Raw genomic sequence first — 14537 nt, 5'->3', positions numbered from 1 at the left:
AGATCAATAGAAGGGCTTGGGGTCGACATCCAAAGAGCTGGGCGATACACCTCTGTCTATGTTGAGATCCGACTTTTGCAGATCCACCATGGTCACATCGGTATATCGCTTAAACTTCAATGAATAGAAGCATTTGACTATGGGGTGCAACACATCCCTGTCTTTGGATTCCCAGACTATGCCCACCCGGCCATCGGACAGTTGCACCAATGAACCGACCGGGTAGACACCGATACAACGAATAAACTCATACACCAGGCTCTCATCCAGATGAAAGGGCGTCAGACTGAGCAGAATTTTAAAGGCAGCTGCCGGGCTCATCGCCTCTTTATAGCAGCGGGTGGCGGTAAGGGCATCATAGATATCCACGATACAGCTCATACGCCCATGCAGCGGCAATGCATCTCCAGTCAGGCCCCGTGGGTAACCACGACCATCGAGTTTTTCATGGTGCATCAGGCACACATCCTTGCTCACTTGAGACAAGCCCTTGGCCTGTTCCATGATCTCGATGGCGTAGACTTGGTGCAGCTTCATGTGCTCAAACTCTTCCGGCGTCAGCTTGCCCGGCTTGTGCAGTATCTTGTTATCCACCTTGATCTTGCCGATATCGTGGAGAATACCGCCGATCGCCAGCTGCCTGAGCATCTCGCGATCCAGCTTGAGATATTTACCAAAGGTGATCAGCAGGAAGGCAACATTGACCGAATGTTCCAGTAAGTAGGCATCTTTGGATCTCAGCGCCGATATGCACTTCATCGCATCAGAGTCGAGCATCACCGACTCGATCATATTGTCTGCCAATGCCGCAAACGGCTCGACTTCTATCGCCTTGCCTTCGAAGGTTTCACTGAGGACTTTACGCACCAAGCCCTTGGCTTCTGTCAGTAGCTGTTTGGCCTGACCTCTTGCCAATTCAGGATTAACCGAGGTTTTACGAGTATGGTTATCGCAAACGGGGCGCTGTTTTTTCAGGCCGCAGTTGTCGCTGGAACGCTCAACATCAACCCAGACAAAACGGATGCCGCTGTTGCTGAGTTGAGTGATCGCCTGACGGCTCCTGATCTGGCCGGCATTGGCGACAGCTAACCGGCCATTGTTCTCAATGGCCGACACATACATGCCTATCCCCAATCGGGTAACGGGCAACTTCAACAGGGCTGCTGTCGGAACCGCATCAGTCATTCTTTCACTCCGGCAAATGCTTCTGTCCTCATCCGAACAACGTTTGTCAGGGGTTAACGACTCTCCAACAAATGTCACTCGGCTTTGCCGTATTCTAGAAGCCAAATCCGGAAATGCCTATGCACCTAAGGGGGTAAAGTTTGCCTTTATGATGCCAATCTCACTCAGGTATAGGGCCAAGACACTGAAAACCTTCACTCAACCAACGGCGATACTGACAGTTGTAACAGGAGCGGGTTATATCGTCTATCTGCTCGTCTTCGTCGTCTTCGGCAAAACAAGCACATTGGATGGCTACCTCGCGGGCAGCCTGCAGATTGCTGTTGCCACCGAGAAACAAACGTTTACCCTGCTTGAGTTCAAACCATTGCTGCATTCAGAACTCCTTCAGTTCCTGTTTACCGGCATTGTGCCACTCGGCGCCACGTTTGCTGACCAGGAGGGCAAACTTGTGTTCGGCCCACACGGCTTTAACCTTGCCGCTAAGCCAGACAGAGTCGGTTTCCTGCAACCATTCACCTGTGGTAGTCAATACGCCATCCAGCTCAGAGCGCTTTAGTATGTCGGCAACGCCAAAAGGCGCGGCTTCATCTGTCTGACCCAATTTCAGTTGGCCTTTCACCCGGCCATCATTACCTGTAAGCCTGAGCCCAAGGCCCGCCAGAGCGCCGATAACGCCCTGCCCTGTGCCGCCGTGCTCGCTGAGACTGATACCCAAGTGTTTAGCCAAGCCGTAGGCTTGTTCCTTGGTCTTGACCTCTTGCTTGGCCTCACGGCCAAAAGCCATCAGCACGTCCTGACCGCTGAAATCGGCCAGAGACAAGAGCGCCAACCCAGGGTCGGCCGCGCTGGCAGACTCCCTGAGCAAATGAGCTATAGCCAACTCACGGATCGCCTCTAAGGTAAGCTCACCGCGATAACCAAAGCACATGGCACTATTGTGGGAAGTGTAAGGAATATCCGGATGCACATAGAGCTGATGCCGGGTCACCAGGGAGGTTTGCCCGCCTTGCTGGGTCAACAATTCAGCTATCTCGGCAGCTATCTCGCCGGTGCCTTTGGTGCCAATATCATCGGTATCATCTATACAAATCAGCCAATCTTTCATCAATAAACCTTAATCAATCTGTCTGAATATCTTTGTGGAGAAGATCGTGGGCCTTGAGGCGTCTCAAGACAGGGGGCACCAGCAGCGCCCCGACTATGGCAAAGGCACCACCTTGTAAACACTTGAGACCAAAACGTACCAAGGCCACCTGCTCACTCATGCCCACCAGCAGATCCTCTACCAGACCTTTTGCGGCCCAGGCGATACAACCCACCAATGCCAGGGCGATGAAACGCCAGCGCAAATTAAACGCATTGGCCAACAGTAGAAGCGCCAGATCCATGGACACCGCCGGGATCAGGAATTTGAGCAGAATAAGCGGGCCGCCTTTGCCAACGCCCAAGGTCATGGCGACCACTCCGGCCAAGGCGCCGCAAGCGGTCATCGCCCCCATACGTCCGACAATGCCGTAACAGGTGAGATAGAAGAAGCTCATCAGCAGCATAGAATGTCCCGACAAGCCAAGTTTCAATCTGAGCATGCTCTTGACCGCCACCAATAAGGTGGCACAAAAGCCGATAAAGAGCGCATCCTGCAGTTGAAATCCTTTGACGTTATTTGTTGCCATGTTCGCTCCGGTTGTCCCGCCAATGGGTCGGCTTGGAAGTGTGACCAAAGTGGCGGCTCTTGGCGGCAAGCGCCATCTGTTTGGCCAACTTAAGCAGTTGGATCAAGAGGGGAAACAGCACACAGTAAGCCAGTTCCGGCCAATTGCGCGGATTGAGCAGTTGCTTGGGAGCAATGCGCGCCCCCCGCAGCCGCTGCAGTTGATAGATCTCGGCGATCTCCTGGGTCATAAAGGGCAACAACCCAATAGAAGCTGCCACCACAAAGGCCCATTTGCTCGGCATGACCAAGCATAACACCTCACCGATACGCTCCGGGCGCACTGTCACCGACAGCCACCATCCCGGCAGCAAAGCCAGAGTAATGCGGGCCACAGCCAAAGTACCTTGTCCCAACTGCTCGCCGCCGTGCATCAATGCATACAGCCCCAAAGTAAAACCGAGCTGCAACAAGACAAAGCGTATCACCCCACCTATGGCGCCGCGCTGCAGCATGCCATGAGCCACCAATATCAGATTGATAGCCGCCAACCAGGGAAGCTGCGCCTGAGGCAAAATAAAGGCCGCCGACGACAGACTCAGCACCAGCAGTAAAGCCGCGGCACTGCCCCACAAACCTAAATCCAGCCCCTTCGGAGAAGTACGGCCGTGGCGCTGCCCCTTAACCCACACAGGCAACCTCCTCTGGGGAAAACGCTATTTCCAGTTGACCTTGCTGCAACTGCCACAACTGACTACAAGGTAAATTTTGCAAGGGTCTGTGGCTGGCTATCACTATACTGCCTCCCTGTTCACGCAGATAATTGAGTATCTGCCAAAGCTGCCCCAAATGTTTGCCATCCAACCCTGCCAAGGGGTCATCCAGCAGCATCAAGCTGGGAGTCAAACAAGCGATAGAAGCCAGGGCAATCAAGTGCTGCTGACCATAGGAAAGTGTGTGTGGAGAACTGTGGGCCAGATGCAACAAATCGAGTTGCTCAAGCAAACTCTCCGCCCGGGACAACGGCAAGTCGAAGCGACGCAGGCTGAACTGCATCTCCTCAATCACTGTGGCCTCAAATAACTGACGGTTGGGACGCTGCATCAGAAGGCCCAGCATGGGGCCGTAGATCCCTGGCTTGGGTTTACGGCCAAAGACCCTTAGCGGCAATGACGCCACCGCGGGTTGAATTCCGGCTATCGCCTTCAGCAGGCTACTCTTGCCCGAACCATTATTCCCCACCAGTGTGACCAATTCTCCAGCGCCCAAAGACAGGCCCTGCTGACACACAAACAGGGGCGAATGCCCCTGGTAACGAAATTCAAATGAAGTGGCACTGACCAGCTCCCGGCTTCGGTCCGGCTCCAGTCGCTGCATATGACTACCGGATTCAGCCCGGTAACAACCTGGTAATAGCCGCCCTTGGTGCAAGTACCAGAAGTGCTCAACAACCGAAGCAAAAGCCAGGGGATTATGCTCCACCAGCACGACGGCCATACCTTCAGCCCGCAGATTACGGATCACTGCCAGCAATTCATCGACACCGGCATCATCCAGTTGCGCCCAAGGTTCATCCAACAGCAGAACCGCCGGTTCACTCACCAACTGGGCGGCAATCATCAAGCGATATTTCTGTCCGAGAGACAACTTGCTGACTTGGGTTTCCAGCGAGACAAACAAGCCCACCCGGCGCAATGCATGCTGCACTCTGGAGATCATCTGGCCGCTGGGCACACCGAGGTTTTCCAAGGCAAAGGCCACCTCGGCACCGACTGTTTGACGCAATATTTGCACTTGGGGATCTTGCATCACCAGGCCCACCAACAACCCCTGACGACGGAAAATACCGCCTTCACAGGGACGCCGTTGCAGCCCGGCAAGCAAAGCCAGCAAACTGGATTTACCCGAACCCGTGGGGCCACTGATGCAGTGGCAGGATCCGGATTCTATTTTCAGATCCAGATCCCTCAATATCAAAGGCTGCAAACAACCATGATTGAAATTGATCCCTTCAAGTTCGAGTAAGCGCATTATCAGATCTGCCAGTTAATCCCAACAAAGACTTGTCTACCGGCCTGAGGCAGAGAATCACTCTGATAGTAGTTCTCGTCCAGCAGGTTGGTGGCTCGTAAATAGAGCTCTAGATTATCTTTAAGCAAAGGTTGTACCAGATTGATGTCCACCAGGGTGTAATCATCCAAGGACTTCTCCTGCCAAACCTTTTGACCGCCGATCTTCTCCTGATCGTAGTAGTTCTGATCCATAATGCGTTCTACGTTCAGGTGGATACGAGTCTCGGTCGGCAGCTTGTAGCCCAACTGGAAGCGCAGTTGATGCTTGGGACGATAGTCCAGACCATCAAAACCTGTGCTGCTGTCTCTGTCTTCGGCGTGCAGATAGCTGTAGCTCAAGCTCAGATCCAGATTCTCTATGCTGTTGTTGGACAGCACGGTATCCAAACCCTGGAAGCGATAGTTGCCTATGTTCTGATACATACCACTGGCATCTTTGGCAATATAATCATCAGCATCAGTGTGATAGAGGTATAACTGCAGCTCGGTATTCATACCCAGCCCCTGCTCCAACCCCAACTCAACATGCTTGGAGATTTCCGTTTCCAGTTCCTGATTGCCTGAAGACAGGGAGTACAGGTTACGCATTGAGGGGAAGCGTACCTTACGAGCCGCACTCAGGCTCAAACGGGTCTCATCGGCCGCTTGCCAGAAACCTGAGGCCAGCGCCGAGTAATCGTTCTCGTTGCCTTCGGTCTTGTCCATGTCGTGGTATGCACCACCCAGAGTAAAGCCCCAATCACCGTCGGACTGGAACTGATACTCAGCCGCTGCGGTATAAACCCAGGCCGAATCATCGAAAGACTCACCGCTGCCACCACCTGAGCCATTACCGCCACCGGAACCGCTGCCACCACCTGAGCCAGTACCGCCGCCGGAACCACTACCACCACCAGTTCCACTGCCACCGCCGGAACCACTGCCACCACCAGTTCCACTGCCACCGCCGGAACCACTGCCACCACCAGTTCCACTGCCGCCGCCTGAGCCCTTGGTTGCTGCAATCTTGCTGCTGCCGGACTTCTTGGAGGAGCCAAAGCTTTCAGCTACCGCTTCCCAGCTCTGTTTTTCAGCAATCACTGAGGTGGTCAGAATACCCGCGGTGTCGAAGTCGGAGATCAACTGCAGATTTGCGCCCTGCACTTTGGAAGTGCCATCCTGAGCTTGAGTCAGCTCGGCGTAGCTGTGATCGCCGTACACGGTTTCATAGGTATCACTCTGGTTGTGATAACCAAAGCCACGGAAAGTGAAAGTATCATTGAACTTATGTGCCAGACCCAACTGGAAAGTCTGTGAATCATAGTCATCGACCCGCTCAAACTTCACCCGGCCACTGCCACTGCCATCTCTTGGGGGCTTGCCCCACTCACCGGAACGCAGCGCCATATTGGCAATGAGTTGAGTGTTGTCGCTGAGCCAATAGCTGCCTTGGGCATACAGATTGGACAGTTCTTTGTCTGCATTGTTGCGCTGATATTTATCTTGATACTCAGTGGTTTGATAGTCAGAAGACATAGGGAAACCATCTGTGTGCTGATAACTGGCACTGATGAGTCCCTGCCAGTTATCGCCAGAACCGGCGGCACTGATATCGCCCTTGAAGGTGTCATCCTTGGCCAATTCCAGGTTGCCGGATACTGCCGGAGCGCTGTCGCCACGCTTAGTGATGATGTTGATAACACCGCCAGCGCCGCCTGGGCCATAGAGAACCGAGGTTGGACCAACGGAGACTTCAACTCTGGCAATCTGGCTGGTTGGGATCACGCTGGGATCAAACTGACCATCATCGGCACTATTGGCCGGTACACCATTGATCAACAGAGTGACATGGCGGGTCTTGAAACCACGGATATCCACCCTAGGCGTACCATCACCGCCGTAACGCACGTAAACGCCGGGAACATTCTTCAGCACCTCATCCAGGCTCTGGGCCCCCAGAGCTTTGATTTCTTCTTCAGAAATGCTCCAGTTGGTGGTGGCAACTTCGGTGGCGTTGGCACGCTCACCGTGCACTACAATCACGTCCATCGCGTTATTGACCAGAGGGTCACGTTCAATAGAGGTCGCATTGGCCTGCATGGCACAGCCCAGCGCCAGTGCGAGGGCAGAGAGTTTTACCGGAATATGGGACATAAGGCTCTTCTGTCGTTTCTGATAGGGATTATCCGGGCTATTCTGGCGCCGCCCAAAAAAGCTACAAGCTCAGTGACGGTAAAAACCAATACAGATCGACAAATTAATACAAAGGGAGTAGATAACAGAGTCGACTACGGACAGATTGTCCCAGCAAGACAATTTGCCGAGCAAAAATGTCCACTTACATCACATTAACCTAAGCTGATTAATGGGATCATGCTATACGTCACACCGGCCCCTTCGATGGCTTGACACTAGAGGTGTGGAACTTTAGTTTGTGTTAAAGATACTGATAGCCGGACGCTTTCTGCTTCCGGATCCCTTTGTTCGGATGTTCGGAGCTCCCCTTGTCTGCACTTACCCTGTCTCAGGCCATTTCGTCACTCCAAGACAAGCTGTGTCAATTGACCAAGCCGACACCAGCAGAACCTATTGTCCAACTGGCCGCCGAGGTACAGGCGATCCCACTGATCTCCTGGCTGGCTTCCCAGCCCAGTTACCCAAGAATTTATTGGCAAGGAAGGGACCGACTCGAGGAGGTAGCCGCCATTGGCAGTTGCCTGGATTTCCGCTTCGAAGATGAAGTCACAGACGAGGCTCTGGCCGAAGTCTATGAGACACAGCGGGCCTACTCCAGTAATCAGGAGATCCGTTACTACGGCGGGGTCGCCTTCGATCGCGAAATCGCCTCCTGGCCCGAGTTTGGCCGCGCCAGATTCCTGCTACCCCGAATTGAGTTGAGACGCAGTTCAGATCATTTCCGTCTCTTGGTTAATCTGAACCTGGGTCAAGCAGACCAGCAGCAAGAGATAGCTCAAGCACAAGCCGCACTGGATGCGCTTGTGCCGGCCCGGCCCATGACGCCGCCGACCAAGACCGAACAGCTGTCACGCAATGACAGGCCCGATTATCCGCGCTGGAAAGCCTTGGTGGAACAGGTTACCGCCCCCAGGTTCAATCAGGACACGCCCAAAGTAGTGCTGTCGCGCCTGACTCAGCTGCAAGTGAAAGACACGCCGGATCCCTGGCAAGTATTGGCCAGTTGGCAGGGACGTAACCCCAACAGTTTTCAGTTCGGTTTCGAATTCAGTCCCGAGCGCAGCTTTATCTCCTGCTCACCCGAACGCCTCTATCGCCGTCAACAACAGGAGCTGTATACCGAAGCGCTGGCAGGCACTACAGTTCGCGGCCTGAGCCCAGAAGAAGATGAACGCCTGGCGCAGCAGCTATTGGATGACAACAAGAATAGTCATGAAAATCAGCTGGTCAGAGAGCATATTGTCAAGGCGTTGACCCCGCTGAGCCGCTATGTCGGTGCCGATGAGACACCCACCATCTTCAAACTCAACCATATTCAACATCTGCACAGATCGATTCGCGCCGAACTGCGTCACGGAGTAAAAGATTTTCAACTGCTGCAGGCCTTGCACCCAACCCCGGCCGTCGGTGGTTTACCGCGGGAATCTGCCATCAGTTTTCTGCGCCAGCGGGAAGGCTATATGCGCGGTTGGTATGCCGGAGCCTGTGGTTATCTGAATAAATATGAGAGTGAATTTGCGGTAGCCATCCGCTGCGCCCTACTGGAACCCGGCTGTATCAACCTGTTTGCCGGTGCCGGCATAGTTGCCGGCTCTGATCCGGCAGCCGAGTGGCAGGAGCTGGAAAACAAACTCGCCACCATAATGTCGATTTTGCTGGATTTTTAGGGTGATGGCGGCTCCTGTATCTTCAGTTGCAGCTGCTCCAGGCTCTGCTGTTTTATCTCCGCCAATTCCCCGGAACGTTCCAACTGCTCAAAGCCTTGGTCGAACAAGGCCTTCAACTCGAGCCCTTTAGGATTATTGGCGAAGGCAAAATAAACATCTGCCCGCAGCACATCTTCGATAAGAACCAGTCTTCTTGGCTGTTCTAACTGCGCCAACAGTGGCTGCATGTCGGGTTTATAATCGAGCACGGCGTCGATTTTGCCTTCATTCACCTTACGCAGCATCTCCAGCAGGCTGCTGTTTTCCTGATAGAGCATGGGTACCTGGGTCAGGGTAAAAAAGCGATAGGCGATCAAAGCCTGAACCTTTCTATGGGCCAAAGACACCATGCCCTGCCATACACTGGCCAACTCAGGGGTTACTGCGGCATCTATCACCTCGGTTTCTACTTTGTGAGCACTGAAAATCCCCTTGGAGATATCCCCCAAATAAAGTCCCAACACCATGTCCACCTGTTCACGCTCCAGCATGTAGAGGGAGCGGGGAAAGGGAACAAACTGGATTTCCAGTTGCCATTCCGGCTTGGGAAAGACCCTTCGTAACAGTTCAAAATAATAGCCTTCACCATTGGTTTCGGTATAACCGCCCCAACTGGCGGTAGCTATCTGGATCTTGGTCGGTTCGGCAATGGCCGGCCAGACAAACGTCAATAAGGCCAGCAGCAGGCAGCAGATTCGATTCATTTAACTCTCCTGTCTTCCCTTTCAGTGTAGAGTAGCTTTAAGGAAGGTGCGAGCAAGCCCCATGCCTGCCCTGCATAGACTTAAACGCCCAAATACAGAAACTTCCTTAGATAGGTTGGACATTTTTTACACTTCCCTCTTGTCAGCCGGATTATGGGCTCTATAATGTGCGCCCTTTCGGTCGAACCGAAGATGCGGGTTCCCTCACCCCGCCCAGCCAACTAAAAAGGTCACAATATGTTAATGTTAACCAGCGCGCAGCTCAAACGCGCACTGATCCTCTTGGTCAGTTTTCACATCCTGATTATCAGTGCCAGTAACTATCTGGTACAGCTTCCGTTTCAGCTATTCGGCTTCCATACAACCTGGGGCGCCTTCAGCTTTCCTTTTGTCTATCTGGCAACCGATCTAACGGTACGGATATTCGGCCAAGCTGCCGCCCGGCAGATCATCTTCAAGGCCATGCTGCCGGCCTTGTTAATCTCCTATGCCATGGGCGTATTGTTTCATCAAGGTAACTTTCAGGGGCTAAGTGCCCTGTCGGACTTCAATACCTTTATATTCCGTATCGCCTTTGCCAGTTTCGCCGCCTATCTGGTGGGCCAGCTGATGGATATCGCAGTATTTGCCCGAATTCGCCGCCAGTGTGCCTGGTGGGTCGCTCCGGCAGCCTCAACCCTGGTAGGCAACCTGGTGGATACTCTGGTGTTCTTCAGTATCGCCTTCTTCGCCTCCAGCGACCCCTTTATGGCCGCCAACTGGCCGGAAATTGCCGCCGTGGATTACAGCTTTAAACTGTTGGTTAGTCTGGGGCTGTTCCTGCCCGCTTATGGTGTGCTGCTGCGGGTACTACAGGACAAGATCTTGCAGACAGAAAACCAGCAGCAATTCTCCTGATGCATTCAACTGGCCAGACCTGTTATAATTTTGGCCAGTTTTTATCCCGCAATCTGTGACACGTTGCGGCCCGTTGAGAGAATAATGATGTACTCCATTGAAATCAAAGCTATTACTGAAATAGACCAGCAACAGATCGACGAGATCATGGCCTTGAGTGCTCAGATCCCCGAGTTTGATTCCAGCTACCAACAGCAAGAGTTCGAACGTCGGCTGACAGGCAATGCCTGTTTGTTGTTGTTGGCCTTTGTGGAAGGTGAATTGGCGGGATTCAAGCTGGGTTATGCTCTGGACGAGCAGTGTTTTTACAGTTGGTTAGGCGGAGTATTACCTGATTATCGCAGCCTGGGGCTGGCGCGCAGCATGCTGGAAGCGCAGGAGCGTTGGGCCACTCAAGCCGGTTACAAGCAGATCCAGGTCAAGACCCGCAATCAGTTCCGTTCTATGCTGAATATGCTGATCAGCCATAAGTATCAGGTGGTGGACTTCCGCGCCGAGCCTGGACATATTGCCGACAACCGTCTCTATCTTGAAAAGAGCATGTTCTAAGGAAGTCTTGCAAAGGACTTGGGCCATTTGCTGCAAACCACGCCTTGCCTCCAAGCCTGTTAGCCGACGCAGAACATAGATGGGGCTTGTTCGCACCTTACCTAAAAAAAGAGCACGCCAAATGGCGTACTCACAAAGACTGCAGGGAAGCAGTTCTTAAAACGCTTTGCTGATACCTATCACTAACCTGTCATCGAAGATCTCAGTCTGGGTACCATAAACCTTGTGATCTGATTCAACCGTACTGCCGTGGTAGCGCAGATCCAGGTTGAAACCATAGAACTCCTTACTGACCCCCAGATTCCAATGTCCCCATCCTTCGGCACCATTGCCGCTCAGGTCTTGATAACCGACAGAACCGGAAACCTTGATACCATTCTCGAAACTATAACTTGGGTGCAGCGCATAGTTGACTCCGTGCCAACCATCGACACCGAACCAGTCATCCACAGTCGGCGTCACTTCCAGTTGCAGATGGGCCCGACCGAAAGACTTGCCGAGTTTCAGCCACAGCTCTGTGTAGTTGGAGTAGGACGCGCCTGGATAGAGATAAGAGAACAACATGACATCATAGGTGAAACCTGAATCACCCAACTCACCACTCTTGCCGATGAAAGGCGCAGTGACTATCTCAAGATTGGGGTCGGCAAACTTGATGTTCGAGGCAAATACCCCGGCGTACCAACCGGCATCATGGTTCCAGCTGAATGTGCCCTGGACTACAGGCACATCGCCATCCAGGGTTTCCGATTCGCCACGGAACACATAGTCAGAGGCAAAGGTCAGATTGCCGGCAAAACTGCCACCGGCGAAACGGGGAGCTTCGTCTGCCAGCACCATTGAACTGCTGCACAGCAGCAAACTTGATAAAAACAGCTTATGAGTTGGGTTCATCTTTATCCACCAGAGCATGATTATTGTTAGCCCGGATAGTAAGAAGAAGTTATGAACAGGGTTATCTAGGTTAATGAACCGTGAAGGAATAAATGTGAACAATTATGAATGACTGCGACGGAGCCGCAGTCATGGCGACTTACTCGAAGCCTTCTGGACGCTTCACATACTCGGGGATCTCCAGCAACATGTTACCCCAGTAACCGAACAAGGCCTGATAGATAAAATCTATAAAAATTATGTATTTACGAGGCAAGTAGGCCCGTTTTGGATAAGACAGCAACAAGGTGTTGTGTTCCATGGGAAAGTCTTCCAGCACAGCCACCAACTCTCCCTTTTGCAAGGCCTCATCGGCAATCATCGGCGGCAGACAAGTGATCCCCAAGCCGGCAATGGCCGCTTCCCGGGCTAAAGTGATATTATTGACCTTAAGCTGCACCTCAGGGGTGATCACCTGCCATTCATTACCATCAAAAATCTTCCAGCAACCGTCATTGATAAGCTGGATCCCGCCCTGCTCTATGCCCTTGTGGTGCCAAAGATCATCCGGGGACTGAGGAGTACCATGACGCTTAAGGTAATCAGGGCTTGCCATCAAGGTGGTGCTGGTCTTCACCAGTTGATAATGCTGCAGACGTGAGTCTTCGATGCCGCACAGGTGAAACAGTATGTCTATCCCTTCTTCAACCATATCCACCTTGCGATTAGTCAGCTCAGCTTCTATGGTAATATCCGGGTATGCTTCAAGAAAACGAGCAAATACCGGGCCGAGGAATAACTGCCCCATCTCAATCGGGCAGACTACTCTCAGATTGCCCTTGACCCGCTGTTGATTGGCACTGAGCTGCGCCTCGGCATTTTCCAGATCCACCAAAATCTTGGTGATCTTGTTGTAATACTCAGCGCCGGCCTCGGTTAACCTCAATGCCCTGGTGGTTCTGAACAGTAGCTGAACACCGGTCGCCTTTTCCAACTCTGCGACTTTGCGACTGACGGTAGTCTTGGTTAGCCCCAACGCCTTGGCCGCGCCGGTAAAGCTGCCTTGTTCAACAACTTGAGCAAATATTTGTACCCTGTTTAGATCCATTTATTGTTGCACCTGTGGGACAGTGGGTTTATTTCTATATGACTAATCAAATTATCGTGACAGTAGTAGAATACTCGCCTCGCGGTGGAGGATCCAGCATGGTGCAGAGAAATTTCTGCAGTTTAGCCTTGGGTCACCCAACCATAAAACGCTTGCAGCAGTTGGGAAAGCTGTCTTTGCCTCCAAGACAAAACAGAATATCTCCCATACAGGCAAAAACGAGATTTGGATACATAAGTTGTTGAATTCATAAATCTCACAACTAAATGTAAATAAATGGCAATAGTGTCGTTTATTGATTAAAAAATTTTCATTCATTTACACTTTTCGCTTATCCTGTAGCTTGTTGATACAGGATGCTTGTGCGATAAATATGGGTTCGAAAATTTTGCTGGCGAACTGCGCCAGGAAGCCTGTCGTACGAGACATTTTCCCTTCCCGGCAAGCAGATACTGATTAGGAGTTATCATGCGGCATGTATTAAAAGTTGCCTCAGTTGTAAGTATGGCGTTATGGGTGACGGCCTGTGGGTCGGAAGCTGAAAAAGCCACAAGCAATCAGGCGGCCCCCGCTATGGAAGTCAGTGTCCTGGAAGTCAAGTCGGCTCCGCAGGCACTGCAAGTGCAACTGCCTGGGCGCAGCATAGCTTTCCTTGAAGCCGAAGTTCGGCCTCAGGTCAACGGCATCATTCTGAAACGCAGCTTTACCGAAGGCGGCGATGTGAAACAGGGTGAGTCACTGTATCAAATTGACCCTTCCACCTATAAGGCATCTCTACAGAGCGCCAAGGCGGATCTGGCCCGCGCCGAAGCGTCTCTGGCATCGGCCAAGGCAACTCAGGCCCGTTATCAGGAACTGGTCAAAACCAAATACATAAGTAAAGAAGAGTACGATAAGGCAGATGCTTCCTATAAAGAAGCACTGGCAGCGGTGGAAGTGGCCAAGGCGGCCATCAATACCGCGACCATTAACGTCAACTATACCGAAGTACAGGCGCCTATCTCAGGTCGTATCGGTAAATCCAGCGTCACGGCCGGTGCTCTGGTGACCGCCAACCAGCCTCAGCCACTGGCGACCATCCAACAACTGGATCCCATTAATGTGGATATAGTGCAGTCCAGTACCCAGATGCTGCGTCTCAAGAGCATGTTGAAGGCCGGTAAACTGCAGGCTTCCGATGATGCCGAAGTGACTCTGCTACTGGAAGATGGCTCTACTTATGATCACAAGGGTCGCTTACAATTTGCCGAAGTCAGTGTCGATCAGAGCACAGGTTCTGTGACGCTGAGAGCCGAGTTCCCTAACCCGGAACATACGCTGCTGCCTGGTATGTATGTGCGCGCCATCCTCAACACAGGTGTCGATCCTCAAGCGATTCTGGTACCGCAAAAAGCCATTACCCGTAGTCCCAAGGGTGAGGCTGTAGCCATGTTGGTGAATGGCGAAAACAAGGTAGAAGCTCGGGTGATCAAGACTGCCGATGTCATCAATCACCAGTGGCGGGTAACAGAAGGACTCAAGCCAGGTGACAAACTGATTGTCGAAGGGCTGCAAAAAATCCGTCCCGGCATGCCTGTGACGGCTAAACCCATGACAGCAAACCAGCAATAACAG

At 52.4% G+C, this 14537-nt stretch carries 14 protein-coding genes; 4 read left to right on the top strand and 10 right to left on the bottom strand.

Going from position 1 to position 14537, the window contains the following annotated elements; translation table 11 throughout:
* Nucleotides 1–3: 3 nt before the first annotated feature.
* The 7 genes from SIL79_RS07850 to SIL79_RS07820 form a co-directional block, all read right to left on the bottom strand.
* Nucleotides 4–1185 (bottom strand): HD-GYP domain-containing protein, encoded by a 1182-nt coding sequence (locus tag SIL79_RS07850; protein ID WP_144362036.1) that lies wholly within the window; start codon nt 1183–1185, stop codon nt 4–6.
* A gap of 160 nt (nt 1186–1345) precedes the next feature.
* Nucleotides 1346–1561, bottom strand: coding sequence for a hypothetical protein (locus tag SIL79_RS07845; RefSeq protein ID WP_039034601.1), 216 nt, complete (start codon nt 1559–1561; stop codon nt 1346–1348).
* Complete coding sequence (locus SIL79_RS07840) at nt 1562–2293, bottom strand: DNA-binding protein (RefSeq protein ID WP_039034600.1); 732 nt, start codon at nt 2291–2293, stop codon at nt 1562–1564.
* Between the two features lie 13 nt (nt 2294–2306).
* Entirely contained in the window at nt 2307–2861 is a 555-nt protein-coding gene (locus SIL79_RS07835) for a hypothetical protein (RefSeq protein ID WP_039034599.1), read from the bottom strand.
* Nucleotides 2848–3531, bottom strand: a complete 684-nt coding sequence (locus SIL79_RS07830; protein ID WP_143078389.1) for an energy-coupling factor transporter transmembrane component T — start codon at nt 3529–3531, stop codon at nt 2848–2850. The genes SIL79_RS07835 and SIL79_RS07830 overlap by 14 nt, the downstream gene beginning before the upstream one ends.
* Nucleotides 3521–4870, bottom strand: a complete 1350-nt coding sequence (locus SIL79_RS07825; RefSeq protein ID WP_071476323.1) for an ATP-binding cassette domain-containing protein — start codon at nt 4868–4870, stop codon at nt 3521–3523. Before SIL79_RS07825 ends, SIL79_RS07830 begins: the two co-directional genes overlap by 11 nt.
* Nucleotides 4871–4872: 2 nt before the next feature.
* Nucleotides 4873–7044: a TonB-dependent receptor plug domain-containing protein gene (locus SIL79_RS07820; RefSeq protein WP_039034597.1), complete on the bottom strand. Its 2172-nt coding sequence runs from the start codon at nt 7042–7044 to the stop codon at nt 4873–4875.
* Nucleotides 7045–7394: 350 nt separating this feature from the next.
* Between SIL79_RS07820 and SIL79_RS07815 the strand changes: the two genes are divergently transcribed.
* Entirely contained in the window at nt 7395–8753 is a 1359-nt protein-coding gene (locus SIL79_RS07815) for an isochorismate synthase (protein ID WP_039034596.1), read from the top strand.
* On the opposite strand, the gene SIL79_RS07810 is transcribed toward SIL79_RS07815, so the two are convergent.
* Nucleotides 8750–9496 (bottom strand): substrate-binding periplasmic protein, encoded by a 747-nt coding sequence (locus tag SIL79_RS07810; RefSeq protein ID WP_039034595.1) that lies wholly within the window; start codon nt 9494–9496, stop codon nt 8750–8752. The genes SIL79_RS07815 and SIL79_RS07810 overlap by 4 nt on opposite strands.
* A gap of 237 nt (nt 9497–9733) precedes the next feature.
* On the opposite strand from SIL79_RS07810, the gene SIL79_RS07805 reads away from it, so the two are divergent.
* A complete protein-coding gene (locus SIL79_RS07805; RefSeq protein ID WP_039034594.1) occupies nt 9734–10393 on the top strand; it encodes a 7-cyano-7-deazaguanine/7-aminomethyl-7-deazaguanine transporter in 660 nt (219 codons plus the stop codon).
* 84 nt (nt 10394–10477) lie between these two features.
* Nucleotides 10478–10942 carry a GNAT family N-acetyltransferase gene (locus tag SIL79_RS07800; RefSeq protein ID WP_308428155.1) on the top strand — a complete coding sequence of 155 codons (465 nt, stop codon included), beginning with the start codon at nt 10478–10480 and terminating at the stop codon, nt 10940–10942.
* A gap of 156 nt (nt 10943–11098) precedes the next feature.
* On the opposite strand, the gene SIL79_RS07795 is transcribed toward SIL79_RS07800, so the two are convergent.
* Nucleotides 11099–11836 carry a TorF family putative porin gene (locus SIL79_RS07795; protein ID WP_039034592.1) on the bottom strand — a complete coding sequence of 246 codons (738 nt, stop codon included), beginning with the start codon at nt 11834–11836 and terminating at the stop codon, nt 11099–11101.
* A 139-nt stretch (nt 11837–11975) separates the two neighbouring features.
* On the bottom strand, nt 11976–12923 hold the full coding sequence (locus SIL79_RS07790) for a LysR family transcriptional regulator (protein WP_039034591.1): 948 nt from the start codon (nt 12921–12923) through the stop codon (nt 11976–11978).
* Nucleotides 12924–13391: 468 nt separating this feature from the next.
* Here SIL79_RS07790 and SIL79_RS07785 point away from each other — a divergent pair, with 468 nt between their 5' ends.
* On the top strand, nt 13392–14534 hold the full coding sequence (locus SIL79_RS07785) for an efflux RND transporter periplasmic adaptor subunit (protein WP_039034590.1): 1143 nt from the start codon (nt 13392–13394) through the stop codon (nt 14532–14534).
* The last annotated feature ends 3 nt before the right edge of the window (nt 14535–14537 follow it).

This window comes from Shewanella indica (assembly GCF_033842865.1).
Lineage (GTDB): Bacteria > Pseudomonadota > Gammaproteobacteria > Enterobacterales > Shewanellaceae > Shewanella > Shewanella indica.
The sequence above is the reverse complement of the archived record's forward strand: the minus strand, read 5'-3'. Positions and strand labels throughout refer to the sequence as shown.

Bases quoted from the DNA above. Each gene is read 5' to 3' on its own strand.
- SIL79_RS07850 (WP_144362036.1), bottom strand. From the start codon at position 1,185: ATGACTGATGCGGTTCCGACAGCAGCCCTGTTGAAGTTGCCCGTTACC.
- SIL79_RS07845 (WP_039034601.1), bottom strand. From the start codon at position 1,561: ATGCAGCAATGGTTTGAACTCAAGCAGGGTAAACGTTTGTTTCTCGGT.
- SIL79_RS07840 (WP_039034600.1), bottom strand. From the start codon at position 2,293: ATGAAAGATTGGCTGATTTGTATAGATGATACCGATGATATTGGCACC.
- SIL79_RS07835 (WP_039034599.1), bottom strand. From the start codon at position 2,861: ATGGCAACAAATAACGTCAAAGGATTTCAACTGCAGGATGCGCTCTTT.
- SIL79_RS07825 (WP_071476323.1), bottom strand. From the start codon at position 4,870: ATGCGCTTACTCGAACTTGAAGGGATCAATTTCAATCATGGTTGTTTG.
- SIL79_RS07820 (WP_039034597.1), bottom strand. From the start codon at position 7,044: ATGTCCCATATTCCGGTAAAACTCTCTGCCCTCGCACTGGCGCTGGGC.
- SIL79_RS07810 (WP_039034595.1), bottom strand. From the start codon at position 9,496: ATGAATCGAATCTGCTGCCTGCTGCTGGCCTTATTGACGTTTGTCTGG.
- SIL79_RS07805 (WP_039034594.1), top strand. From the start codon at position 9,734: ATGTTAATGTTAACCAGCGCGCAGCTCAAACGCGCACTGATCCTCTTG.
- SIL79_RS07800 (WP_308428155.1), top strand. From the start codon at position 10,478: ATGATGTACTCCATTGAAATCAAAGCTATTACTGAAATAGACCAGCAA.
- SIL79_RS07795 (WP_039034592.1), bottom strand. From the start codon at position 11,836: ATGAACCCAACTCATAAGCTGTTTTTATCAAGTTTGCTGCTGTGCAGC.
- SIL79_RS07790 (WP_039034591.1), bottom strand. From the start codon at position 12,923: ATGGATCTAAACAGGGTACAAATATTTGCTCAAGTTGTTGAACAAGGC.
- SIL79_RS07785 (WP_039034590.1), top strand. From the start codon at position 13,392: ATGCGGCATGTATTAAAAGTTGCCTCAGTTGTAAGTATGGCGTTATGG.